The organism is Nocardia sp. NBC_01388 (assembly GCF_045040085.1).
Lineage (GTDB): Bacteria > Actinomycetota > Actinomycetes > Mycobacteriales > Mycobacteriaceae > Nocardia.
On the sequence record NZ_CP109553.1, the window covers coordinates 7,264,508 to 7,287,831 of the forward strand.

Annotated in this window: 24 protein-coding genes; 19 read left to right on the plus strand and 5 right to left on the minus strand. The window is 66.0% G+C overall.

Features of this window, described 5'->3' with window-relative positions; translation table 11 throughout:
* Positions 1 to 73 precede the first annotated feature (73 nt).
* The 6 genes from OG716_RS34770 (at position 74) to OG716_RS34795 (ending at position 6,047) form a co-directional block, all read left to right on the plus strand.
* Entirely contained in the window at positions 74 to 1,414 is a 1,341-nt protein-coding gene (locus OG716_RS34770) for an amidohydrolase family protein (RefSeq protein ID WP_405134573.1), read from the plus strand.
* Between the two features lie 107 nt (positions 1,415 to 1,521).
* Positions 1,522 to 2,322 carry an ABC transporter ATP-binding protein gene (locus OG716_RS34775; protein WP_405134574.1) on the plus strand — a complete coding sequence of 267 codons (801 nt, stop codon included), beginning with the start codon at positions 1,522 to 1,524 and terminating at the stop codon, positions 2,320 to 2,322.
* Positions 2,322 to 3,158, plus strand: a complete 837-nt coding sequence (locus OG716_RS34780) for an ABC transporter permease (protein ID WP_405134575.1) — start codon at positions 2,322 to 2,324, stop codon at positions 3,156 to 3,158. Before OG716_RS34775 ends, OG716_RS34780 begins: the two co-directional genes overlap by 1 nt.
* 40 nt (positions 3,159 to 3,198) lie before the next feature.
* Positions 3,199 to 4,365, plus strand: coding sequence for a nitrate ABC transporter substrate-binding protein (locus OG716_RS34785; RefSeq protein ID WP_405134576.1), 1,167 nt, complete (start codon positions 3,199 to 3,201; stop codon positions 4,363 to 4,365).
* 25 nt (positions 4,366 to 4,390) lie between these two features.
* Positions 4,391 to 5,374, plus strand: coding sequence for an isopenicillin N synthase family dioxygenase (locus OG716_RS34790; protein ID WP_405134577.1), 984 nt, complete (start codon positions 4,391 to 4,393; stop codon positions 5,372 to 5,374).
* Between the two features lie 28 nt (positions 5,375 to 5,402).
* The gene (locus OG716_RS34795; RefSeq protein WP_405134578.1) at positions 5,403 to 6,047 is read left to right on the plus strand and encodes a GntR family transcriptional regulator; all 645 of its coding nucleotides are present in this window, start codon (positions 5,403 to 5,405) and stop codon (positions 6,045 to 6,047) included.
* 199 nt (positions 6,048 to 6,246) lie between these two features.
* On the opposite strand, the gene OG716_RS34800 is transcribed toward OG716_RS34795, so the two are convergent.
* Positions 6,247 to 6,765, minus strand: a complete 519-nt coding sequence (locus OG716_RS34800; RefSeq protein ID WP_405134579.1) for an Lrp/AsnC family transcriptional regulator — start codon at positions 6,763 to 6,765, stop codon at positions 6,247 to 6,249.
* Between the two features lie 138 nt (positions 6,766 to 6,903).
* On the opposite strand from OG716_RS34800, the gene hppD reads away from it, so the two are divergent.
* The 7 genes from hppD to tuf all read left to right on the plus strand — a co-directional run bounded on the left by hppD (position 6,904) and on the right by tuf (position 14,127).
* Positions 6,904 to 8,085, plus strand: a complete 1,182-nt coding sequence (gene hppD / locus OG716_RS34805) for a 4-hydroxyphenylpyruvate dioxygenase (RefSeq protein ID WP_405134580.1) — start codon at positions 6,904 to 6,906, stop codon at positions 8,083 to 8,085.
* A 223-nt stretch (positions 8,086 to 8,308) separates the two neighbouring features.
* Complete coding sequence (locus OG716_RS34810) at positions 8,309 to 8,809, plus strand: DUF3558 domain-containing protein (RefSeq protein ID WP_405134581.1); 501 nt, start codon at positions 8,309 to 8,311, stop codon at positions 8,807 to 8,809.
* Between the two features lie 11 nt (positions 8,810 to 8,820).
* Entirely contained in the window at positions 8,821 to 9,378 is a 558-nt protein-coding gene (locus OG716_RS34815; RefSeq protein WP_405134582.1) for a DUF3558 domain-containing protein, read from the plus strand.
* 312 nt (positions 9,379 to 9,690) lie between these two features.
* A complete protein-coding gene (gene rpsL, locus OG716_RS34820) occupies positions 9,691 to 10,065 on the plus strand; it encodes a 30S ribosomal protein S12 (RefSeq protein ID WP_297627061.1) in 375 nt (124 codons plus the stop codon).
* A gap of 1 nt (position 10,066) precedes the next feature.
* On the plus strand, positions 10,067 to 10,537 hold the full coding sequence (rpsG, locus tag OG716_RS34825; RefSeq protein WP_297627059.1) for a 30S ribosomal protein S7: 471 nt from the start codon (positions 10,067 to 10,069) through the stop codon (positions 10,535 to 10,537).
* Positions 10,538 to 10,709: 172 nt separating this feature from the next.
* Positions 10,710 to 12,815, plus strand: coding sequence for an elongation factor G (gene fusA, locus OG716_RS34830; protein ID WP_355130798.1), 2,106 nt, complete (start codon positions 10,710 to 10,712; stop codon positions 12,813 to 12,815).
* Positions 12,816 to 12,936: 121 nt separating this feature from the next.
* Positions 12,937 to 14,127, plus strand: coding sequence for an elongation factor Tu (gene tuf / locus OG716_RS34835; RefSeq protein WP_327142348.1), 1,191 nt, complete (start codon positions 12,937 to 12,939; stop codon positions 14,125 to 14,127).
* Between the two features lie 55 nt (positions 14,128 to 14,182).
* On the opposite strand, the gene OG716_RS34840 is transcribed toward tuf, so the two are convergent.
* The 3 genes from OG716_RS34840 to OG716_RS34850 all read right to left on the minus strand — a co-directional run bounded on the left by OG716_RS34840 (position 14,183) and on the right by OG716_RS34850 (position 16,736).
* Complete coding sequence (locus OG716_RS34840; protein WP_405134583.1) at positions 14,183 to 14,455, minus strand: hypothetical protein; 273 nt, start codon at positions 14,453 to 14,455, stop codon at positions 14,183 to 14,185.
* A gap of 51 nt (positions 14,456 to 14,506) precedes the next feature.
* Complete coding sequence (locus OG716_RS34845; RefSeq protein ID WP_405140117.1) at positions 14,507 to 15,295, minus strand: glutamate racemase; 789 nt, start codon at positions 15,293 to 15,295, stop codon at positions 14,507 to 14,509.
* A 196-nt stretch (positions 15,296 to 15,491) separates the two neighbouring features.
* A complete protein-coding gene (locus OG716_RS34850) occupies positions 15,492 to 16,736 on the minus strand; it encodes an NAD(P)/FAD-dependent oxidoreductase (protein WP_405134584.1) in 1,245 nt (414 codons plus the stop codon).
* Between the two features lie 393 nt (positions 16,737 to 17,129).
* On the opposite strand from OG716_RS34850, the gene OG716_RS34855 reads away from it, so the two are divergent.
* The 6 genes from OG716_RS34855 (at position 17,130) to OG716_RS34880 (ending at position 22,120) form a co-directional block, all read left to right on the plus strand.
* Entirely contained in the window at positions 17,130 to 17,483 is a 354-nt protein-coding gene (locus OG716_RS34855; RefSeq protein ID WP_297610141.1) for an SPW repeat protein, read from the plus strand.
* A 5-nt stretch (positions 17,484 to 17,488) separates the two neighbouring features.
* Entirely contained in the window at positions 17,489 to 18,109 is a 621-nt protein-coding gene (locus tag OG716_RS34860; RefSeq protein ID WP_355130888.1) for a helix-turn-helix domain-containing protein, read from the plus strand.
* A gap of 116 nt (positions 18,110 to 18,225) precedes the next feature.
* Positions 18,226 to 19,446, plus strand: coding sequence for a lipase family protein (locus tag OG716_RS34865; protein ID WP_405134585.1), 1,221 nt, complete (start codon positions 18,226 to 18,228; stop codon positions 19,444 to 19,446).
* Between the two features lie 89 nt (positions 19,447 to 19,535).
* Positions 19,536 to 20,471 carry a hypothetical protein gene (locus OG716_RS34870; RefSeq protein WP_405134586.1) on the plus strand — a complete coding sequence of 312 codons (936 nt, stop codon included), beginning with the start codon at positions 19,536 to 19,538 and terminating at the stop codon, positions 20,469 to 20,471.
* Positions 20,472 to 20,621: 150 nt separating this feature from the next.
* Positions 20,622 to 21,359 (plus strand): DNA alkylation repair protein, encoded by a 738-nt coding sequence (locus OG716_RS34875; protein WP_405134587.1) that lies wholly within the window; start codon positions 20,622 to 20,624, stop codon positions 21,357 to 21,359.
* Positions 21,360 to 21,583: 224 nt separating this feature from the next.
* Complete coding sequence (locus tag OG716_RS34880; RefSeq protein ID WP_405134588.1) at positions 21,584 to 22,120, plus strand: transglycosylase SLT domain-containing protein; 537 nt, start codon at positions 21,584 to 21,586, stop codon at positions 22,118 to 22,120.
* A gap of 119 nt (positions 22,121 to 22,239) precedes the next feature.
* Here the strand turns inward: OG716_RS34880 and OG716_RS34885 are convergent, their stop codons facing one another.
* Entirely contained in the window at positions 22,240 to 23,295 is a 1,056-nt protein-coding gene (locus OG716_RS34885) for a 2Fe-2S iron-sulfur cluster-binding protein (RefSeq protein WP_405134589.1), read from the minus strand.
* Positions 23,296 to 23,324: the final 29 nt, after the last annotated feature.

Consider the following 23,324-nt stretch of genomic DNA (forward strand, 5'->3'; position numbering starts at 1 on the left):
TGGCTGAAACGGACGCAGGTGCACCGTCGGATGGAGGCGGGCGAACCAGCCGCATTTCCTGGAGGAATGCCGCATGGTGCGCTCTACTGTTCTGTCCGCTGTTATCGGTGATGTCACCGTCTATGCCGCCACTGCGGCCGGGCCGCAATGGCTTTCGGGTCAGGATGTCGTTGTCGAGGACGGTCGTGTAGTCGCGATCGGGCCCGGCGCGGGCGCCGATCGCCCGGGATCGCGGTTCGACGGGAGCGGCGGGCATCTGATTCCCGGGTTCGTCAATACCCACACCCATCTGCAGCAGTCGGTGCTGCGCGGGGCGGGGGAGGGGCTGCCGCTGCTCGAATGGCTGCACTGCGTGGGCGAATTCACGGTGGCGGCCACCCCCGCGCAGACCTATCTCGCCGCATTGGCGGGTGGGCTGGAGCTGCTGCGCAGCGGCGTCACCACCGTGGTCGAGCACATGTGGCCGAACCCCTCGGAGGCCGTGCACGATGCCGCGCTGCGGGCGCTGCGGGAGCTGGGCATTCGAGTGGTCTTCGGGCGTGGTCTCGCCGATCGTGCGGACGCCTCCCGCAAATGGGGGATGGATCCGCGCCTGATGCAACCACTTTCGGAGGTCCTGGCGCATATCGACGACCTCGATGTGCGGCTGGCGGGTTCCCGTATCACCACCGCGCTGGCGGTACCGAACCCGCGCTGCCTCACGCCCGAGGGCATGGCGACCGTGCGCGATTACGCCGACCGCACCGGCAAAACCATCTCCATCCATCTGCTGGAAACCAGCACCGACGAGGATATGTGCCAATTGCATGCAGCCTCGTCGGCCGTCGACTACCTCGACGCCGGCGGCCTGCTCGGCGAACGGACGCTGGCCGTGCACTGCTGCAAACTCGACGAGCGCGGCCGGGCCGTCTTCGCCGAACGCGGAGTCTCGGTGTCCTACAACCCTTTGAGCAATATGCGACTGGGCAGCGGCGTGGCCCCGGTGCCCGCCATGCTGGCCGCCGGAATCGGCGTCGGCCTCGGTGTGGACGGTGCGGCCTCCAATGACACCCAGGACATGCTGCTGGCCCTGCGCATGGGCGCGTACCTGCAGCGCGTCACCCACCAGCGCGCCGACCTGCTCGGCTTCGACGACATGCTGCGCATGGCCACCCGCGGTGCGGGCCGCGCCCTGGGCGATCCCGCCACCCATTCCGGAGTGCGGGTGGGCGACCGCGCCGACCTGGCCCTCATCCGCTTCGACCGGGATTTCGCCTGCCTCCCGGCGCGGGATCCGGGAGCCATGCTGCTCACCACCGCCTCTCCGCGCGTGGTGGACACGGTGTGGGTGGACGGGGAGGCCGTGATCCGCGACGGCCACAGCACCCGCACCGACGAACAGGCATTGGTTAAGCAGCTCAATAGCATGCAGTGACAGTTAATCAATTGGAAACAGTCGCACGATTGCATGTAATTCAGATCGACAACACTTGATCTCGCGCACACAGTGCACGCAATTCCAAGCGAGAGAAGGTGAGTGCGGTGGTCCTGCAAGACACAGCGCGGAACCCGGCCGGCAGCACCGTGCACGACCTGGGGACGAACTCGGAGATCGCGTTCGCCGGCATCGGAAAGCGATACTCCGGCAATGGATCCGGCGAGGTCATCGCACTCGCCGATATCAACCTGCAGGTGCGGAACGGCGAATTCGTCGCTGTGGTGGGACCTTCCGGCTGCGGTAAGTCCACCCTGCTGCGACTGGCCGCCGGCCTGGAACCGCCGACCTCCGGAAGCGTTGTGGTGCAGACCGATTCGGTCGGCTTCATCTTCCAGGACGCCACACTGCTCCCGTGGCGCAATGTGCTGCGCAATGTCGAACTCTGCGCCCAATTGCGCGGTATCGACCGCACCGCGCGGCGTGAGCGAGCCACCCGCGCGCTGAATGCGGTCGGCCTGGCCGATTTCGCGGCCAAACTCCCCGGACAGCTTTCCGGTGGTATGCGCATGCGGGTGTCCCTCGCCCGCGCGCTGGCCCTGGAACCACGCCTCATGCTGCTCGACGAACCCTTCGGCGCCCTCGACGAGATCACCCGGCTGAGCATGCAGGAGGAGCTGCTGCGGCTATACCGCGACAATGCCTTCACCGCACTGTTCATCACCCATTCGGTCTCGGAGGCGGTGTTCCTGGCGGGCCGGGTGGTGGTCATGTCCGCCCGCCCCGGCCGGGTGCACGAGGTGATCGATATCGACCTGCCGTATCCACGCGGCCGGGAACTGCGCTTCGAGCCCGCCTTCACCGAACTGGTGTCGCGGGTCTCCCATTCTCTGAAAGAGGCTTCGTAATGGTGGGTCTCGCCCTCTCCGCCCCCGTGCACACCCGCACCGCCCCGCGCCTCCCGTACCGCTGGCTCGGCAAAGCCGTTGTGCCCCTGGTCTGTATCGGCCTGGCGCTGGGCGCCTGGTACACGGTATCGCTGGTGCTGCTCGCCCCCGACCGCCGCTTCCTGCTGCCGCCGCCGCACCAGGTCTTCGCCGAATCCCTCAGCAACCCGGCGAAAATGGAGGTGATGCTGCGCGCGCTGGCGGTCACCGCCAGGGTTGCCGTCACCGGACTGTTCTTCGCCGCCGTCCTGGGAATCGCCATCGGCGTACTCATGAGCCAGACCAAGGCGATCGAACGGGTGGTGTATCCGTACGCCGTAGTGCTGCAGGCGATTCCGGTGCTCGCCGTGGTCCCGCTCATCGGCCTGTGGTTCGGCTACGGCCTCACCGCCCGCGTACTGGTCTGTGTGCTCATCGCGGTGCACCCGATCATCGCCATGACCCTGTTCGGCATCCAGAGCGTCGACCGCAACCTGCGGGAACTGTTCACCCTCGGCCGGGCGAATCGACTGCGGCGCTTGATATCCCTGGAACTGCCCGCCGCCCTGCCGTCCATCATGGCCAGCCTGCGCACCGCAGCCGGACTCTCGGTGACCGGCGCGGTCATCGGCGACATGTTCTTCGCCAAGGGCCAGCCCGGAATCGGCACCCTGCTCGACACCTACCGCGCCCGGCTGCAATCGGAGGATCTGCTCGCCGCGCTGCTGCTGGCCGCCCTGTTCGGTGTCGCCGTCTTCGCGTTCTTCACCGTCGCCCAGCGACTCACCGTCGGCCGCTGGCACGCGTCGGGCCGCTGAACTTCCCGCACCCCACTTATCAACAGCCTGTGGAGAACTCATGCACACCCCTCTGCGCCTCCTCGGCGCCGCCGCGATCGCCACCCTGGTCGTCGCAGCCGGTTCCGCCTGCTCCAGCTCCTCCGAGAACGATTCCGCCGCAGTGCAACTCCCGGCCGCGCCGGCCGAACAGCAACTGGCCGGCCGCTGCCCCGCGACCGTCGTGGTCCAGTTGCAATGGGATCCGGAGACCGACTCCGGCCCCATCTTCGGGCTGCTCGGGCCCGGCTATCACGTCGATTCCGACAACAACAAGGTCACCGGGCCGCTGGTGGTGGACGGCAAGGACACTGGCGTCAAACTGGAGATCCGCGCCGGCGGCCCGGCCATCGGCTTCCAGACCGTGCCCTCGCAGATGTACGTGGATTCGTCCATCACGCTGGGCCTGGACCACTCCGAGGACGCCATCGCGGCCTCGGGCAAGCAGCCGATCACCGCGGTCACCACCCTGCTGCGCTCCAGCCCGCAGATGCTCATGTGGGACCCCACAACTCATCCCGACTGGCACGGCATCGCCGATATCGGCAAAGCCGGGGCACCCGTGGTGGTTTCGCAGGGTCAGCTCTATCCGGAATGGCTGGTGTCGCGAGGGCTGTTGAACGCCAAGCAGATCGACGCCTCCTACGACAACGGACCCTCCCGCTTCGTCTCCGATCCCTCCTTCGCACAGCAGGGTTTCGCCAACTCCGAGCCCTACGTCTACGAGCACGAGGTGAAGGCCTGGGACAAGCCGGTCGGGTACCAGCTGCTGCGTGACGTCGGCTACGAGGGCTACGCCCGCACCGTGAACGTGCGCACCGACAAGCTGAACGAACTGCGCCCGTGCCTGCAGCGCCTGGTCCCCATGATCCAGAGGGCCACAGCGCAATTCCGCACCGACCCCAGCCACGTCAACGATGTGGTCGTCGACGTCGTCTCCAAGAGCGCGAACCTGACGCCCTACAGCGCGGCCCTGGCCGCCTACGGCTCCAAGACGCTCATCGACAGCGGCCTGATCGGCAATGACACCGACGGCGTGCTCGGCAGTTTCGACGAAGCCCGGGTGCAGCGCGTCATCGACCAATTCGCGCCCATCCTGCGCCACGGCGGCGCGAATGTGCCCGCCGGGCTCACCGCCAAGGACCTCGTCGACAAAGAATTCCTGGACCACACCATCACCGCAGGCTGAAAGCCCTTATCAGACAGGGAAACCCATGACCAACGACACCGCCGAAGTCGCCCGCGAGAAGCAGATGGGCGGGCTGGGCGCCGAGGCTGCCCGGGACATCCGCATTATCGACCTCACCGATTTCGAGGACCGCCGCGCCGAGATCACCGAGCAGCTCTGGGTCGCCGCCACCGATATCGGCTTCTTCCAGCTCTCCGGCCACGGTATTCCGCAGGAGCAGATCGATGCCGTATTCGGTCTCACCGCAGGCTTTTTCGCGCTGCCCGAGCCGGTGAAAGGCCAGTACCCACTGGTCAAAGCCGACAATGCGGGATGGGAATCGCTGAGCCAGGTGCGACCGTCCATCGGCGTCCCCGACCAGAAGGAGTCCTACCAGATCACCCGGCCGCATATGGACGGCCGCTGGCCCACCGCTGACGAACTACCCGGATTCACCACGGCCGTACTGGAATTCGAGAATCGCTGCTGGGGTGTCGCCATGCAGGTGCTGTCCTGCTTCGCCGACCGCCTCGGCCTGCCCCGTGAGCACTTCACCACCGCGCACAACCCGGACTCCGAGCACTACCAGTCCACCCTGCGCCTGCTGCACTACTTCGCCGTCCCCGCCGAACTGCGTGATGTGCCCGGCCGCTGGCGGGCCGGCGCGCACACCGACTTCGACTGCCTCACACTGCTTTTCCAGCGCGACGGCCAGGGCGGACTGCAGGTCTGCCCCGGCAAGGAGATGGCCGAACAGCAGTGGACCTCCATCACCCCGTCCTCCTCGCTCATCACCTGCAATATCGGTGACATGCTCACCCGCTGGAGCGATGACCTGCTGCCCTCCAACTTCCACCGCGTCCGCAGCCCCGGCGCCGACGAATACCAGGGTGACCGCTACAGCATCGCCTACTTCGCCCAGGCCGACCGCGACGCGATCATCGAAGGCCCGCAGGGCGTCTACCCGCCCGTCACCGCCGCCGAGTTCCTCACCGAGCGCGTCCGGGCCAACTACCGGCCGCAAGGGTAATTTCGAACCGAGCACCGAAAGGACCACCATGACCGAACCGGACAGCGAACTGCTCGGCCCCTCCGTGCACCGGCAGTTGCGGCAGCTCGTGCTGTCCGGCGAACTCGCACCGGGCGCACCGCTGAGCGTCCTCGCCCTGTCCGCGCGACTCGGGGTGAGCCGCAGCCCCGTTCGCGAAGCGGTGCAGCAGCTCATCTACGAGGGCCTGGCCGTGAACGTCCCGCACGCCGGGGCGCGCGTGGCCGTCGTCGACGACGCCCAGATCCGCGATGTGCTCGCGGTGCGCTCCGTTCTCGACGGCCTCGCCGCCGCCGGCGCCGCCACCCGCCTCACCGAATTCGATCTCGGCAAACTCACCGCCATGCTGTCCGAACAGGAGAACAACCTCCGCGACAATGTGGACCCGGCCCGCGACACCGATCTCGACCTCGAATTCCACACCTTCATCCGCGACCGCTCCGGAAACCGCACCGTCGCCGAGGAACTCGCGCGCCTCGAAGCCCAGGCCCACCTCTACCGCGGCGACCTCTGGGCACACCCCCGCAACCGCCGCACCGCCCTCCGCGAACACCGCCGCATCCTCGAAGCCCTCGAATCCGGCCACCCGGCAGACGCCCGCACCGCCGCCGAGGCCCACGTCTGCGGCCTGATCACCCGCATGAACCGCACCTGACCCCGCACACCCGAATGGCTCCAGCGCGAGGCAGTCACGTGGAGCACGAGTCAATCGCGTTGTGCGTGAGGTCTCGTCGTGTCGGGGACGTCCTCGTCATCCCGGCGCATCTCTGCTTCGCACTCTCCCGACATGGCCAGCTTCGTCACCCTGGCGTGTTCGTTCGGCCGGGATCTACCCGAGCGGGTCAGCGGTAGCTTCAGTGTGAATTGCGGTAGGCCGGAGCCTTACTCGACCCGGACGGGGTGAGCGTGCGCAGCAGCGGCAGCGTGCGCTGCGGAACCACGGTGGACAGCACGATCACACTGTGCGACCGCGATACCGAGGAGCTGCGATCGATGCTCAGCAGCACATGCTGCAACCCGGCATGCGAATCCGCCCCGATCCGGCACATCACGTCACCGGAACCGGTGGTGGCATACGCCTCCAGCACCCCCGGGATAGCCTCCAGATCGGCGGCCACCGCCTCCAGCGCACCCTGCGCGATCTCCAGCGTCACGAACGCCTGCACATCGAAACCCGCTGCGGTGACATCGATTTGCGGATCATAGGAGGCGATCACCCCCGCGTCCTCCATGCGCGCGATCCGCGACTGCACGGTCGCGCGGGCCACCCGCGTGCGCCGCGAAAGCTCCAGAATCCCGGCCTTCTGGTACTCGTGCATGGCCGTCAGAATGGCAAGATCCAGTTCGTCCAGCTTGGCGGGCGTGCGTGCCATGGCAGGACCTCCGCTCGAGGGTGATGTGGTATTCAAATTGTCCAGCACCAGGGCCCGGATGGTGGCGTAATCAACCAGGATGTCTACTGGAATTCGCCGATATTGCTCAGCTGGCACCCGCAGCGATTTGCTGATCACATGAGCATCGAGGTTGTGCCACCGGAGTCCGACGAATTACGCCGGCTGATCGGCCTGGTCGATCATGACGCGGCCGCCGATCCCTTCCCCGTCATCGGCTGGGACGCACTGGTCTGGGCGGTCGGCAATGCCACCCAGACCGCGCACTTCCTGGAGTCCGCCTTCGGCATGCGGCTGGAGGCCTACTCCGGCCCCGAAACCGGAAATCGCGACCACAAGGCCTACGTGCTGCGCAGCGGCAGCGCCCGCTTCGTGGTGTGCGGTGCGGTGGACCCCGGCAGCCCGCTGGTGGCCCATCACGACCGGCATGGGGACGGCATCACCGATATCGCCCTCGCGGTCCCGGACGTGGACCGCTGCATCACCTGGGCGCGCACCCACGGCGCGACCATCCTGGTCGAACCGCACGACGACACCGACCAGCACGGCACCGTCCGCTCCGCCGCCCTCGCCACCTACGGCGAAACCCGGCACACCCTCATCGACCGCTCCCGCTACGACGGCCCCTATCTGCCGGGGTTCGTCGCCCGCCGCTCCGAGTACGAGCCCCGCGCGGACGCACCGAAGCGGATCTTCCAGGCCATCGATCACGTCGTCGGCAATGTCGAACTCGGGCAGATGGACACCTGGGTCGAGTTCTACCGCCGCGTCATGGGTTTCGAGAACATGGCCGAATTCGTCGGCGACGATATCGCCACCGACTACTCCGCCCTCATGAGCAAGGTGGTCGCCAACGGCAACCACCGCGTCAAATTCCCGCTCAACGAACCGGCCGTGAGCCGCAAGAAATCCCAGATCGACGAGTACCTGGAGTTCTACCGCGGCCCCGGCGTCCAGCACATCGCCCTCGCCACCGGCGACATCCTCACCGCCGTCGACACCCTGCGCCGCGAGGGCATCGAATTCCTCGACACCCCCGACACCTACTACGAGGACCCAGAACTGCGCGCCCGCATCGGCCACGTCCGCGTCCCCGCCGAGGCCCTGCAGTCCCGCGGCATCCTCGTCGACCGCGACGAGGACGGCTATCTGCTGCAGATCTTCTGCAAGCCCATCACCGACCGGCCCACCGTCTTCTTCGAACTCATCGAACGCCACGGCTCCCTCGGTTTCGGCAAGGGCAATTTCAAAGCGCTGTTCCAGGCCATCGAACGGGAACAAGAGGCACGCGGAAACCTTTGATAGGGACGGGCTATCCGCGCCTGCTGCCATCGCGACTCCATCACCTACTTCCGGTACCGTCCAATGCATGCACGCAGATGGTTCGCGGCCGTCTCGATTCTGGACTGACGGAGCGGGGGAGCGAAGCGGAGGAGCGGAGGAGGGAAGAATCGAGACTTCCAGGCCGCGAACCCGCTTCGGAGCGAAGCGGAGGAGCAAAATCGGCACAGCGATCGTCACGGGGTTGAGCCTCGCGCTGCTGCTGTCGGCGTGCGGCGGAAAGAGCGATTCGGACAACACCACCGGACTGCGGCCACCGCCCAAAGTGGCGACGCTGGGCCCGTTCGTCGGCGAATGCGGCCACCTCACCGATGACGAGGTCCGCGACCTCGGCGGCCTCGGCAATGTCTCGCAGGTGTTCAAGAACGCGGTCGGCTGCAATTGGAAGGCCTCCGGATTGGGCTCGGCCAGCGTGACTTTCGCCTCCTACCGCGGCAGTCCCATCGACCGCGAGAAGGCCTGGGTGGCCAGCGTCGGCCGTAATCCGCAGACCATCGACGTCGGCGGCAAGAAGGGCTTCCAGGCCCTCGACCCGGCCGGCGCCGTCTGCGATCTCGCCGTGCAGCTGGACGACGACTTCTTCGAATGGTCCATCTCCTACGGCCTGTTCTCCTCCGGCAATCTGGGCAACCCGTGCGACCGCACCCACAAGATGGCGGAACTGACCGTGCAGAGGCTCGGATGAGGAGGATGGGCATGCGGCGGACCCACGGCGCGGTGCTGCTCGCGGCACTCGCACTGACCACCGCCGTCGCCGGCTGCAGCAAGACGGTCCCCGGCACCGCACTGCCCGCGGGCGGCACCACCACCGACAGCGGCGGCAAGATCAACACCAATTTCGACAAGCTGCTGCGCGAATGCGATGTGGTCTCGCTCGACGACATCACCAAGACCGTCGGCGACGGCACCTATGTGAACCCGTCCTTCAACGGCGCGGTCTGCATGTGGGATATCGAGGGCGGCACCGCGGGCAGCGGGATGATCACGCTCAACTGGTACGAAGAGGGTTCGCTCGCGAATGAGAAGGCCAATAACGACAAACTGCACTACGTGACCAACGACATAACCGTGCAGGGTCGCCGCTCACTCGAAACACATCGCCCCAACGACCCCGACTCGTGCGGCGTGAGCGCACCCGCCGCCGACACGGGGATTGTCGGCTGGTGGCTCAACTATCGGGCCGGCTCCAACCATCCGGATCCGTGCGATGCGGCCCGCAAGCTGGTGGAGTTGACTCTCAATCTGTCGCGATAATCGCTCTGCCAGCGCCGTAGCGACTGCTTGCAGGTCGCTCGAAAGGGTCGGTGCGGGGACCCCTTTTTGCCCCCTGTAGAGGGTGCGGGTATCGTGGACCGCTGTGCCCGGAAGCATTCGGGCAGGTTTGTGCGCGGTACGTAGGCCAGCGAGAGCGGCTGACCTCCCCAGCATGCCCGGAAACCGGGCGGTGCATTGCGCATGACACGCCCGACCCCGTGGTGAGGAAATAGCGCGGGAACTGGGCCGAAAGCTCGAATGACCAAGACATGAAGTTCCAGACATCTGGTTACTAATAAGGAAAGCCGGTCTATGCCAACCATCAACCAGCTGGTCCGCAAGGGTCGTCGCGACAAGGTCACCAAGACCAAGACCGCGGCCCTCAAGGAGAGCCCGCAGCGTCGTGGCGTGTGCACCCGCGTGTACACCACGACTCCGAAGAAGCCGAACTCCGCGCTGCGTAAGGTCGCGCGTGTTCGCCTGACCAGCGCGGTCGAGGTCACGGCCTACATCCCCGGTGAGGGTCACAACCTGCAGGAGCACTCGATGGTGCTCGTTCGCGGTGGTCGAGTGAAGGACCTCCCGGGTGTGCGCTACAAGATCATTCGCGGTTCGCTCGACACCCAGGGTGTGAAGAACCGCAAGCAGGCTCGCAGCAAGTACGGCGCCAAGAAGGAGAAGAGCTGATATGCCACGCAAGGGCCCCGCACCCAAGCGTCCGCTGATCAACGATCCGGTTTACGGGTCCCCGCTGGTTACTCAGCTGGTCAACAAGATCCTGATGGACGGCAAGAAGTCGACTTCCGAGCGCATCGTCTACGCCGCGCTGGAGCAGGCACGCGAGAAGACCGGCACCGATCCGGTCGTCACCCTCAAGCGCGCGCTCGACAACGTCAAGCCCGCCCTCGAGGTGAAGCCCCGCCGCGTCGGTGGCGCCACCTACCAGGTGCCGATCGAGGTCCGTCCGGGCCGCGCCAACACCCTGGCGCTGCGCTGGCTGGTCACCTACTCCCGTGCCCGTCGTGAGAAGACCATGGTCGAGCGTCTGGCCAATGAGCTCCTCGACGCCAGCAACGGCCTGGGCGCTTCGGTGAAGCGTCGCGAGGACACCCACAAGATGGCTGAGTCCAACCGGGCGTTCGCGCACTACCGCTGGTGATTCGGCCCCCGGCTTTTCCGTTCGGAAGTGCCGGGAGTCGAGTCACAGTCCGGCGTGGCACGCAAGCGCCACGCCGGGCGTTGACAACGTGATGACCGCTGGCTGAAATTCTCGAAAGAGCGCCAGGGTCGTTCCCGAAGATCCCAACTAGCTACGAGCGGGGAAGATTTCCGTGGCACAGGACGTGCTCACCGACCTCAACAAGGTCCGCAACATCGGCATCATGGCCCACATCGATGCCGGTAAGACGACCACGACCGAACGCATCCTCTTCTACACCGGTATCACGTACAAGATCGGTGAGGTGCACGACGGCGCCGCCACGATGGACTGGATGGCGCAGGAGCAGGAACGCGGCATCACCATCACGTCGGCCGCGACGACCTGTTTCTGGAAGAACAACCAGATCAACATCATCGACACCCCGGGTCACGTCGACTTCACCGTCGAGGTGGAGCGTTCGCTCCGCGTGCTCGATGGCGCCGTTGCCGTATTCGACGGCAAAGAAGGTGTCGAGCCGCAGTCCGAGCAGGTGTGGCGTCAGGCCGATAAGTACGACGTGCCGCGTATCTGCTTCGTGAACAAGATGGACAAGCTCGGTGCTGATTTCTACTACACCGTGCAGACCATCAAGGATCGTCTGGGCGCGCGCCCGCTGGTGATCCAGCTGCCGATCGGCGCCGAGGATTCCTTCGAGGGCATCGTCGACCTGGTCGAGAACAATGCCAAGGTCTGGCGCGGCGAGACCAAGCTCGGCGAAGAGTACGAGGTCGTCGAGATCCCGGCCGATCTGGTCGAGAAGGCCGCTGACTACCGTCAGCAGCTGCTCGAGACCGTCGCCGAGTCCGATGAGGCGCTGCTGGAGAAGTTCTTCGGTGGTGAGGAGCTCTCGATCGATGAGATCAAGGGCGCCATCCGCAAGATGACCGTCAACTCCGAGCTCTACCCGGTGCTGTGCGGTTCGGCGTTCAAGAACAAGGGCGTTCAGCCCATGCTCGACGCCGTCATCGACTACCTGCCGACCCCGCTGGATGTGGAGTCCGTCACGGGCCACGTTCCGGGCAAGGAAGATCAGGTTCTGACTCGCCGTCCGAGCGTCGAGGAGCCGTTCGCGGCCCTGGCGTTCAAGATCGCGACGCACCCCTTCTTCGGCAAGCTGACCTACATTCGTGTGTATTCCGGCCGGGTCGATTCCGGCGCCCAGGTCATCAATGCGACCAAGGGCCGGAAGGAGCGTCTGGGCAAGCTGTTCCAGATGCACTCCAACAAGGAGAACCCGGTGCCCGAGGGCGTCGCCGGCCACATTTATGCGGTCATCGGCCTCAAGGACACCACCACGGGTGACACCCTGTGCGATCCGCAGAACCAGATCGTGCTGGAGTCCATGACCTTCCCGGACCCGGTTATCCAGGTCGCGATCGAGCCGAAGACCAAGGCCGATCAGGAGAAGCTCGGCGGCGCGATCCAGAAGTTCGCCGAAGAGGACCCGACCTTCAACGTGAAGCTCGATCAGGAGACCGGCCAGACCATCATCGGTGGTATGGGCGAGCTCCAGCTCGATATCTACGTGGACCGCATGAAGCGCGAGTTCAAGGTCGAGGCCAATATCGGCAAGCCGCAGGTCGCTTACCGCGAGACCATCACCAAGACGGTCGAGAAGCACGAGTACACCCACAAGAAGCAGACCGGTGGCTCGGGCCAGTTCGCCCGCGTGATCATCTCTGTGGAGCCGTTGACCGATGCCGAGGACGGCGCGACCTACGAGTTCCAGAACAAAGTCACCGGTGGCCGCGTTCCGCGTGAGTACATCCCTTCCGTGGACGCTGGTATCCAGGACGCCATGCAGTACGGCGTGCTTGCCGGCTTCCCGCTGGTGAATGTGCGTGCCGCGCTGCTCGACGGCGCCTACCACGAGGTCGACTCCTCGGAAATGGCGTTCAAGATCGCCGGTTCCGCCGCCCTCAAGGAAGCGGCCCGCAAGGCCGGTCCGGTGATTCTCGAGCCGCTCATGGCGGTCGAGGTCATCACGCCCGAGGACTACATGGGCGAAGTGATCGGCGACCTGAACTCTCGCCGTGGCCAGATCCAGGCCATGGAGGAGCGCAGTGGTGCCCGTATCGTCAAGGCGCTGGTTCCGCTGTCTGAGATGTTCGGCTACATCGGTGACCTGCGGTCGAAGACCCAGGGCCGGGCCAACTTCTCCATGGTGTTCGCTTCGTACGCGGAGGTTCCGGCCAACGTGGCGAAAGAGATCATCGCCAAGGCAACCGGCGAGTAGAGCACAGCGACTGAGTATTCGGTCGCTGGGTAGTCTCTCATCGGTTTCAGATCGACCCCCTGTAATACACACCGCACTGCTGCAAAAAAAGCACGCACTTAACTAGTCCAGGAGGACCACAGTGGCGAAGGCGAAGTTCGAGCGGACGAAGCCCCACGTCAACATCGGCACCATCGGTCACGTCGACCATGGCAAGACCACGCTGACGGCAGCGATCACCAAGGTGCTGGCTGACAAGTACCCGACGCTGAACGCGGCGTTCGCGTTCGACCAGATCGACAAGGCGCCGGAGGAGAAGGCTCGTGGTATCACGATCAACATCTCCCACGTCGAGTACCAGACCGAGAAGCGCCACTACGCCCACGTAGACGCCCCCGGCCACGCCGACTACATCAAGAACATGATCACCGGTGCCGCGCAGATGGACGGCGCGATCCTGGTCGTGGCCGCCACTGACGGCCCGATGCCGCAGACTCGCGAGCACGTGCTGCTCGCCCGTCAGGTCGGCGTGCCCTACATCCTGGTCGCGCTGAACAAGTCGGACATGGTCGACGACGAGGAAATCCTCGAGCTCGTCGAGATGGAGGTCCGCGAACTGCTGGCCGCTCAGGAATTCGACGAGGATGCCCCGGTTATCCGCGTCTCCGGCCTGAAGGCGCTCGAGGGCGACCCGAAGTGGACCGAGTCCATCGTCGAGCTCATGAACGCGGTCGACGAGTCGATCCCGGAGCCGGTTCGTGAGACCGAGAAGCCGTTCCTCATGCCGATCGAGGACGTCTTCACGATCACCGGTCGTGGCACCGTCGTCACCGGTCGTATCGAGCGTGGCATCGTGAATGTCAACGAAGAGGTCGAGATCGTCGGCATCAAGGACAAGACGACCAAGACCACGATCACCGGCATCGAGATGTTCCGCAAGCTGCTCGACAACGGCCAGGCGGGCGACAACGTCGGTCTGCTGGTTCGTGGCATCAAGCGTGAAGATGTCGAGCGCGGCCAGGTCGTCGTGAAGCCGGGCACCACGACTCCCCACACGGAGTTCGAGGGCCAGGCCTACATCCTGTCGAAGGACGAGGGCGGCCGCCACACCCCGTTCTTCAACAACTACCGCCCGCAGTTCTACTTCCGTACCACGGACGTGACCGGCGTCGTTACCCTCCCCGAGGGCACCGAGATGGTCATGCCCGGCGACAACACCGAGATGAGCGTCAAGCTCATCCAGCCGGTCGCCATGGAAGAGGGCCTGCGTTTCGCGATCCGTGAGGGTGGCCGCACCGTTGGTGCCGGTCGCGTCACCAAGATCATCAAGTGATTTGATCCACTGAATCACTGAAAGGGCCGTTCCCCTTGGGGGAGCGGCCCTTTCGCTATTTCTGGGGCCGGTCGGTATCGGTCTCCTCGGCGAAGGCCGAGTTGCCGTCCTTGTCGACCCAGTCGCTGATCGCGGTTCCGGAGATCATGCCGCCGCTGCCGGGCAGGACGGTGGTGGGGCGATCATCGCGGTAGGACTCGGCCATCTTGTGCGCCTGTTCGCGGTGCTCCGCGAGGACTTCCGGCTCCGGTGTCGCCGGCTGTGCATTCGGCGGTGTGTTCGCTGCTGCGGGCTCGTTGCCCGCGATATCCATGCTCTCTGTGCTCATATGGCACGACTGCCCGTATGCGCCCGCGGCAAACCTGCGGCGGGCCGATGATCAGGCGAAAGGTGTGGATCCGAGCGGCCGGAGCGTCGCTCCGAGGAGCCGCCCGGAGTCGAAAGCGGCTGCGGCGGCGGGCATTTCGCCGGGGCGGTTGCTGGCGAGGACGCGGGTGGCGGCGGTACCGGTCAGCGGCCGGCCGAGGGCGGCCATGCGGCGCAGCGTCTGCCCGGCCACGGCTTCGGCACTGTCGAAGACCCGGATGCCAGGGGGTAGCGCGGCCAGAATGGCGTCGATGACGAGCGGATAGTGGGTGCAGCCGAGGACGATGCCCTCGGTGTCCGCCGGAGTGCGCCCGGCGGCCCCGGTGATCGCCTCGGCGATGGCGGGGAGATCACCGCGATCGATGGCGTCGGCGAGACCGTGGCACGCGACTCCGGTGATTTCGGCGTCGCCACCGAACCGGGTGATGAGATCGGCCTGGTACGCGCTGGCCGTGGTGGCCGCGGTCGCCCAGACCGCTACCTTCCGGCAAGCCGCGGCGGCGGGTTTGATGGCGGGCACGGTGCCGATCACCGGCACGCCCGGACCGACCTCGGCCCGCAGCGGCTCCAGCGAGGTGACACTGGCCGTATTGCACGGCACCACAATGACTTCCGCGCCCTCGCGCAGTGCGGTGCGGGCAGTTTCGAGCACGCGTTCGGTGACCCACTGCTCGGGTTTCGGTCCCCACGGCGCGCCGTCGGGGTCCATCATCAGCAGCAGATCGATATCGGGCCGCAGTTTCCGCAACCACGCCCCCGTGGGCAGCATCCCCAGTCCGGAGTCTATGAGCGCGACGATCACACCTGTCACGGTAGTGAACATCGCACCTCGATCGCGAACCGTGTCCGCCCAAGGGTTGGAATAAGCCGCCGAACGGCGCGGATCCACGCAGTTCGGAAGTGTCGCCGCGTCCTTCGGGCCGGGAGCTCAGCAGACCGGACGGGGGCCCGTGACGGAGAGGGCTCAGGGGACCGGCGGAGGGGATCGGCCGCAGGGCTCAGGAGACCGGCTGGGCTCCGGCGAGCTGTGCGCGCATCTTCATCACCTTGCCGGTCATCCCGGCGCCGACGACCGCGACCAGGGTGCCCGCGCGGAAGAGGTGGGCGAGGAACTTACGCCCCTGGTCCTCGATGATCCGGACCTCGTCGGCGAGGCCGGGGCTGCCGAGCACCTGGATCTTCACGTTGTACTGATCGCTCCACACGTACGGAACATGCACGGCGGCAGGATGATCCACGCCGAGCAGGGCGTAGGCGAGCGTTTTCGCCTGCTCGCCCGCATTGGTCCAGTGCTCGACCCGCCTGTTGCGGCCGGTGCCGAGCCGCCAGGCGGCCACATCGCCGACCGCCCAGACGCCGTCCACCCCGGTGCGGCCGACCTCGTCGGTGAGCACGCCGCCGCCGTCGGCAGGCGCTGCCAGCGGGATGCCGGATTCGGCGAGCCAGTCGGTGACCGGCACCGAGCCGACGCCGACCACCACCAGGTCGGCGTCGACGACGCTGCCGTCGCTCAGCCGGACGCCGCGTACGGCCGCCTCCTCGGGCGCGCTGTCTCCGGTGGTATCCGCCTGAGCCGGAACGTCATTCGCAGCATCGTGGGTGGTGAGCAGTGCCTCGACGCCGACCCCGCAGCGCACGTCGACGCCCTCCTCGCGGTGCATGCGCGCCACCAGTGCGCCGATCTGCTCGCCGAGGGCGGCAGCCAGGGGAGTGGGCTGCGGTTCGACGAGGACGACGTCCACGCCGCGGGCCCGGAAGCTTGCGGTGAGTTCGCAGCCGATGAATCCGGCCCCGATGACCACCGCGCGCTGTGCGGTGCCGAGGTGCTCGCGCAGTCCGGCGGCATCGTCGTGGGTGCGCAGCACGTGGACGCCGCGGGCCTGCGGGAAGCTGGGAATGCGCCGGGGCCGCAGTCCGGTGGCGATGACGAGCCGGTCGTAGCCGAGCGTGCTGCCGTCGCTGAGCGTGACCTGCCGGGCGCCGGTGTCGACGCCGGTGGCGGCCACGCCGAGCCGCAGGCCGATGCGCATTTCCTGGAAGAATTCGGCGGGCCGCAGGGCGGTGTCGTCGAGCTCGCCGCGAACGAACTGTTTGGACAGCGGCGGCCGGTCGTAGGGTGCGCGGTTTTCGTCGCCGAGGAGGGTCAGTTCCCCTTCGTAACCTGCGTGTCGCAGTTCCTCGGCGGTTCTCAGGCCGGCCAGTCCCGCGCCAACAATTAGAACGTGTTCTACCGAGTGCGACATATCGCACACCATATCGGTTCCACCCGCCTCCCCGAAACTCGAGCGCACGGCTGGGAGCCGTTGCCTGTTTCGTTCGCGTGGCGCCGGTCGGGTGCGGCAACGATTTTGGACGTACCCGGGGAGTTACCCTGTCCCGCCTCTCCGAACCTTCAGCGCACGGCCCGGGAGCCGTGTGCCGTTGTGCATGCGTGCCTGCGGTCGGGTGCGGGAACGATTTTGGACGTACCCGGGGAGTTACCCCGACCGCACTAAATCAGTTGTCACGTTCGGGATGTTCGAGCGTATCGATCAGCTGCTGAATCGTAGCCGAGTATTTATTGATCGGGCGGTCAATCAGGACTAAACCGGTAAGTAGGACATATTCTCAGTTCCCAGCCTTGAAGGAGGCACCCCATGTTCACCGAGAGCCGCACCCAGGATGCGGTGGCCGTCGTACTCGGCGCGTACACCGCTCTGTCTTCCCTCTGGGTTGCCCATAGTGATCGCGCCATGTGGACCCTGATCGTGCTCGGCGTACTCATCGCCCTCACCGGTCTCGGCCATCTCGCCAACGCCCTCACGGGCACCGCCCAATACGCGATGGTCGTGCTCGGCGCGCTGCTGTTCATCTCCCCGTGGGTGATGAATTTCCATGACTACACCGGTGCCTCGTGGACCGCGTGGGTGGCCGGTGCGCTGACCGCGGTGATCGGACTCGCGGCAGTGCCGGCGGTGTCGGGTCGGCTGCATACGGTGACACATCACTGATGCAGATGCATCGACCCGGAGCGGGGCGTCGCCGGACCCGGAGACTCGACGGCGACGCCCGTCAGCTCATTCTCGATGCCGCGGAGAAACTGTTCGCGGCACAGGGATTCGACGCGACCCCGACGGCTGCCATTGCCGCCGGGGCCGACGTCCCCAAAGGCCTTGTCTTCTACTACTTTCCGACCAAGGATGCGATTCTCTCGGCACTCATGGCCGAACGCGTCCCCGCCGCTCCCATCGATGACATCGAATCCGTTGTCGCCCCGGGTGATCCGGCGAAGAGTCTGGTGAATCTGGATGCCGCGCTGAATCTGCGCGACAATCACTCCTCGGTATTGCGCGTCATCATGTGGCGTGAGGCCGATACCCATCCGGATGTGCGTAAACAGTTGCGCCGCATGCGTGATCAGCTGCTGGATGTGACCGCGCGGGTGTTGCAGGCCAGCGCGCCGGGTCCGGTGCAACCGGGCACATTGCGCGCCTGTGCGGCCGCATGGGTTTCGGCCATGTTCGCCATTGCCAGCACCGATCGGCTGCACGCCCTCGACGGTGTGCCGATCCCGACCGGCGATGAGATCTTCAATGTGGCGCAGGTGGTCGCGGCGGGGATGACACACCTGGGCTGACACGGCTGGGCTGAATGTTTGCTGGCGTGTCGCTGCACACTCTGAATGCAATCCACACGACACTCGTTTCGGGATGTAATCCGGTGCGAGCACTGCAATCCGTCGTGGAGGAACTGATGAGGGCCAAATGGTTGCCACGAATACTCGGCTACTGCGGTGTGCTCACCGTGGGGCTGGTGATCGTGGCCGTCGCCCCGGCGGCGTCGGCGGAGCCCATCTATCCCGTCGCGGATCCGGACCCGTTCTATGCGCAGCCCGCCGATATGGCGAGTCACAGTCCCGGTGATGTCCTGGATTCGCGAGTCATGCCGCCGCTGTTCTACTTCCCGGACACCACCGTCACCATGATCAAGTTCCGCTCCACCAGCTCCGAGGGTGCGCCGATCGCCGCCGTCACCACGGTGCTGACGCCGCGGGAGCATCGCCCGGACGGCCCGGTGCTGTCCTATCAGCACATCATCAACGGTCTGGGCGCCCAGTGCGCGGTATCTCGAGTGCTGTACACGACGGATCCGAATCTGTTCGTGAAGGAGTCTGTCGCTCTGAATGTGGCGCTGCGGCGCGGCTGGTCGGTGGCCCTGCCCGACCACCTGGGCCCGAACGTCGCCTACGGTGCGGCCAAACTGGGTGGTCAGATCACCCTGGACGGTATTCGCGCGGTGCGGCGGCTGCCGGCACTGCAGGCGGCCAACAGCCCGGTGGCGATGGCCGGATATTCCGGCGGCGGGATGGCGACGGCCTGGGCGGCGGCCATGGCATCGAGCTACGCACCCGAATTGCACATTGCCGGTGCGGCCGAGGGCGGTGTCCCGATGAGTCTGCTGAAGATGGTGAATTCGCTTGGCATGCAATCACATCCGGCTTTCGGACTGGCGATGGCGGCGGCGATCGGCCTGGAACGGGAGTATCCGGATCGGCTGCCGATCAGTACGCAGATGAATCAGCGGGGCCTGGCGGCGCGCAATGCCATGGCCAATGGCTGCACCAATGAGATCATGGCCGTCGGCGCGGGTCACAGCGCCGGCGAATTTGCCGCCAGCACTTCGATGATCGATGATCCGGCGGTGCGGGGCGTCCTGGAGGAGAACAGTCTCGAGCTCTATGACGGCATTCCGAATATGCCGGTGTTCGAGTGGCATTCGCCGAGTGATCCGCTGATCCCGGTGGATGCCATAGTCAATACCGATCGCCGCTACTGTGCGGCCGGGGTGACCCTGGATATGGATATGAACGGATCACCGGAACACCTGTCCGCCGCGGTGCTCGGTATGCCGTCCGCTCTGGCCTGGTTGGATGCCCGTTTGCGCGGTGAACCGGCCCCGACGAACTGCCGATAACAGTCAATCCCCCAATACCGTTGCTCGTGAATCGCTTTCGCCGCAGCCCGACTCGCACGGGCTGCGGTGGGACGGTAAGAATGTCGCCCATGGATGCCGATTACACCAACGGGCTGGGTTCGTCCCCGAACTCTCGTCAGGAGAGCTACCGTCTCACTCACCCGGACACCGCCGATCCGGGCGGTTCGCCGAACCCGGTGCTGACCGGCGTCGACACCGGGAATCACGCCATGCTCGGCCGTACCAGCCTGGACCAGCAGGAACAGCCGGTCCAGTGGTCGGCCCCGGTGAACCGCCGCAGCGCCCCCGAGGTGGATTCGCCGATCCGCCGTTCGGTGCAGAATCTGGACGCCGTCCCGCAGTGGTCGGCCGATCTCGACGCCTCACCCCGCCGCGCCGCTCCCGATCTGGATTCCACGCCGCGACTGAGCACCTCGGAACTCGAGTCGATTCCCCGCCGCGCTGCCCCGGACCTCGATTCCGCGCCGCGCCGCGCCGCGCCGGATCTCGATTCCACTCCGCGACTCAGCACTCCGGATTTCGATATGTCCGCGCACCGCACGGCGACCGAGGTGGACACCCCTGTCCGCCGCCTGCCCGCCGATTCGGTTTCCCGCCGCGCCGCCCCCGATCCCGACTCGTCAGCGCATCGCGCCGTCCCGGATCTCGACGCGAGCCCGCGCCGCGCCGCCCCGGACCCGGAGCCCTCGCACCGCCGCGCCGCCCCGGAACCCGAACTGCCCGAACCGTCCCCGAACCCCGATGCCGCCCGAGCCCGCGAATTCCGCGCCGAGGACGCCCCCAATATCGATCTGCACCACATCATGAGCCTGCTGGTCGCCAGCCACGATCTCGATGTAGCAGCCCAGGCCGCCGAAGCCGAAGGCGCCGTCTCCGAATTGACCCAGGCAGCTCGCCGCACCCGCGCCGCCGCAGTAGATCTGATCGCCGCCTGGTACGGCGGCCCCGAACATATGCGCAAATTCGGCGAGGTGCTGTTACAGGCCGCGGCCGAAACCGCTTGAGGCCGAGTGCCGTTCCACGGCACAAAGGGCAGCCGACGTGTCCGCCGCAGCTGGGAGCGGGCGGCGCGCGGGCTGAATGATCCGGCGCCGCCGCCGAATTGATCGGCGCGGGTGCGAATTCTTGTCGGTGGGGTGCTCGATCATGGTGTGATGGGTGAATTGACGGCGGCGGCGGTGCAGGGCGAATTGGGGAAAGTCGCCGATGCCGCGGATGCGGTGCAGTTGCAGCGGTTCTTCAAGACCGGGCCGGGGGAGTACGGGGCGGGGGATGTATTCATCGGGGTGCGGGTGCCGAAGACGCGGGCGGTGGTGAAGCCGTTCGCCGGGTTGCCGCTTTCGGAGATCGATGTGTTGCTCGACAGTGCGGTGCATGAGCATCGGCTGGCGGGTTTGGTGATTTTGAATGGGGAGATGGCGCGGGCCATGCGCAAGCGGGGCGCGGATATCGCCCGGCAGGAGCAGATCATCGAGTTGTATCTGGCCGCGGTGCGGCGGGGGCGCGTGAACAACTGGGATCTGGTGGATGCTTCGGCGGAGTTCATTGTGGGGCCGTGGTTGCTGGAGCGGCCGCGCGCATTGCTATTCGAGTTGGCGGAGCAGGAATCGCTGTGGCAGCGGCGGGTGGCGCTGCTGTCGAGTTTCGCATTCATCAAGGCCGGTGATGCCGGTACCACGATCGAGTTGTGTGAGCGACTGCTCTCGGACAAGCGCGATCTGATTCAGAAGGCCGTCGGCTGGATGCTGCGCGAGATCGGCAAGCGGGTGGATCGGTCGATTCTCACCGGTTTTCTCGATGTGCACGCACCCGCGATGGGCCGGACAGCTTTGAGCTACGCCACAGAACACCTCCCGGCGGAGCAGCGGGCGCACTATAGATCTCTGCGCTGATCAGCGCAGATAGCGATCCCGGTGAGCGGCCTCTCGAGACCCTGCACCGTTTGTTCATTTGTAATTAAGTTTACGTTCATGTGGCGCAATCATTCTGTGACTTGTCAGGAACAGACCGAACGTTCGGTTATAGCCAGGCGTACTCGACATCCATGCGGAATCTCCCCGCAACGCGAGACGCAGCCGGCGGCGGTGTTCACAACACAAGTCAGCAGGTCATTGCATTGCGAAAACTGTTTCCCCTCGCCATCCTCGCCGCCCTCGCGGTAGTGCCCGTCCAGGCCGCCGCGGAGGTGCCCGGTGTGCCGCCGGAGCTGCAGCAGCCCGCTGAGCAGGCCCAGCAGTACGCCGAGAACCTGCCGCAGCCGCAGCAGGATGCGGTCCGGAGTTTCGTCCAGACGCTGCCCGCGCCGTATTCGGACCTACTGCCGCCGGTCTTCGAGAACAATCTGGACGGCTGGATCAAGAACGCCCTGTACGTCATGGGTCAGCACGGCATCCCCGGCGACTACGACGGCATCTTCCGCAATATCCAGCGGGAGTCGGGCGGTAACCCGCGGGCGATCAACCTCTACGACTCCAATGCCGCCGCCGGCATCCCGTCCAAGGGTCTGCTGCAGGTCATCGACCCGACGTTCCAGGCGTACCACGTCGACGGCACGTCCTGGGACATCTACGACCCGGTCGCCAACATCTCGGCCGCCTGCAACTACGCCGCGCACCGCTACGGCTCCATCTCGAACGTCTTCTCGGCCTACTGAGGGTTCCCACCTCTCGGGGGCTTTGCCCCGAGCCCTCAGGCCCGAGTATTCCTGTCCCGCAACGGTAATCGGCCGCCGCGTCCCTGACGCGGCGGCCGATATATCCGGAGAGTCCGGTCTCAGAACTGGATTTTGAGGTGATCGGTCACGGGGCGCGCCTGGCACCCCAGGATGTACCCGTTGGCGATGTCCTCGGGATCCAGGATCTCGGAATTCCCCATCTCCACCTCACCGTCGAGCACCGTGCACGCGCAGGATCCGCATTCGCCCTCGAGGCAGGAGTAGGGCACATCGAGGCCCTTGGACAGCATGATGTCCACCAGCGTCTGGCTGCGCGGCCAGCTGAGTTCGTGTGTCTCGCCGTCGAGTTCGACCTCGACGGTGGCCGCGTCCGCGGCTTCCTCCGCGGTGATCTCGGCCGGCGCCACATCGGCGAACGGGTCACCGGCGAGCGAGTTGAAGATCTCGGCGTGGGTGCGGCTGCGCGGCACCCCGAGCTGTGCGAGGGCGTCGTGCACGCAGTCCATGAACGGCTTGGGCCCGCACATGAAGGCCTCGTACCCGGCGTAGGGCGCGGTGAGGGTGGCGAGCGCGTCGACGGACGGCAGCCCCTGCAGATGCTCGAGCCAGTGGATGACGACGACCCGCTGCGGATGCTTGCCCGCGAGTTCGCGGAGCTCGTTGGCGAAGATCACAGAGGCGTGGTCGCGGTTGGCGTACACCACGACAACACGCCCGCTGCCGCGCGCGAGCGCGGATTTGAGGATCGACATGATCGGCGTGACGCCGGACCCGGCAGCGAACAGCAGCAGGTCGGTATCGAGGTTCTTGGGCGTGAAAATGCCGGAGGGCGGCAGTACTTCGATCTCGCTGCCCGCGATCAGGTTGTCGCACACCCAGTTCGACGCGTACCCGTCGACGGTGCGCTTGACCGTCACCTTGGGCTTGTCGTCGGTGTGCGGTGAGCTGGCGAGCGAGTAGCAGCGGGCCACGGACCCGGTGCGGTCGCTGGGGATGCGCAGGGTCAGGAACTGCCCCGGCAGGTAGCTGAAGCGTTCGCGGAGGTCCTCGGGGACGTCGAATACCAGCGAACAGGAATCGGCCGTCTCATTGATGACCGCGGAGACCCGCAGCACGGCTGATCGTGAGCTGTGCGGTACGTCGACGGTGGTCATAGTGTCCTCTCGAACCAAACTAGAACGTG

What these genes read in the sequence shown, in the direction of transcription:
- OG716_RS34770 (WP_405134573.1), top strand. Translation starts at nt 74, where the DNA reads ATGGTGCGCTCTACTGTTCTGTCCGCTGTTATCGGTGATGTCACCGTC.
- OG716_RS34780 (WP_405134575.1), top strand. Translation starts at nt 2,322, where the DNA reads ATGGTGGGTCTCGCCCTCTCCGCCCCCGTGCACACCCGCACCGCCCCG.
- OG716_RS34785 (WP_405134576.1), top strand. Translation starts at nt 3,199, where the DNA reads ATGCACACCCCTCTGCGCCTCCTCGGCGCCGCCGCGATCGCCACCCTG.
- OG716_RS34790 (WP_405134577.1), top strand. Translation starts at nt 4,391, where the DNA reads ATGACCAACGACACCGCCGAAGTCGCCCGCGAGAAGCAGATGGGCGGG.
- OG716_RS34795 (WP_405134578.1), top strand. Translation starts at nt 5,403, where the DNA reads ATGACCGAACCGGACAGCGAACTGCTCGGCCCCTCCGTGCACCGGCAG.
- OG716_RS34800 (WP_405134579.1), bottom strand. Translation starts at nt 6,765, where the DNA reads ATGGCACGCACGCCCGCCAAGCTGGACGAACTGGATCTTGCCATTCTG.
- hppD (WP_405134580.1), top strand. Translation starts at nt 6,904, where the DNA reads ATGAGCATCGAGGTTGTGCCACCGGAGTCCGACGAATTACGCCGGCTG.
- OG716_RS34815 (WP_405134582.1), top strand. Translation starts at nt 8,821, where the DNA reads ATGCGGCGGACCCACGGCGCGGTGCTGCTCGCGGCACTCGCACTGACC.
- rpsL (WP_297627061.1), top strand. Translation starts at nt 9,691, where the DNA reads ATGCCAACCATCAACCAGCTGGTCCGCAAGGGTCGTCGCGACAAGGTC.
- rpsG (WP_297627059.1), top strand. Translation starts at nt 10,067, where the DNA reads ATGCCACGCAAGGGCCCCGCACCCAAGCGTCCGCTGATCAACGATCCG.
- OG716_RS34840 (WP_405134583.1), bottom strand. Translation starts at nt 14,455, where the DNA reads ATGAGCACAGAGAGCATGGATATCGCGGGCAACGAGCCCGCAGCAGCG.
- OG716_RS34850 (WP_405134584.1), bottom strand. Translation starts at nt 16,736, where the DNA reads ATGTCGCACTCGGTAGAACACGTTCTAATTGTTGGCGCGGGACTGGCC.
- OG716_RS34855 (WP_297610141.1), top strand. Translation starts at nt 17,130, where the DNA reads ATGTTCACCGAGAGCCGCACCCAGGATGCGGTGGCCGTCGTACTCGGC.
- OG716_RS34860 (WP_355130888.1), top strand. Translation starts at nt 17,489, where the DNA reads ATGCATCGACCCGGAGCGGGGCGTCGCCGGACCCGGAGACTCGACGGC.
- OG716_RS34865 (WP_405134585.1), top strand. Translation starts at nt 18,226, where the DNA reads ATGAGGGCCAAATGGTTGCCACGAATACTCGGCTACTGCGGTGTGCTC.
- OG716_RS34870 (WP_405134586.1), top strand. Translation starts at nt 19,536, where the DNA reads ATGGATGCCGATTACACCAACGGGCTGGGTTCGTCCCCGAACTCTCGT.
- OG716_RS34875 (WP_405134587.1), top strand. Translation starts at nt 20,622, where the DNA reads ATGGGTGAATTGACGGCGGCGGCGGTGCAGGGCGAATTGGGGAAAGTC.
- OG716_RS34885 (WP_405134589.1), bottom strand. Translation starts at nt 23,295, where the DNA reads ATGACCACCGTCGACGTACCGCACAGCTCACGATCAGCCGTGCTGCGG.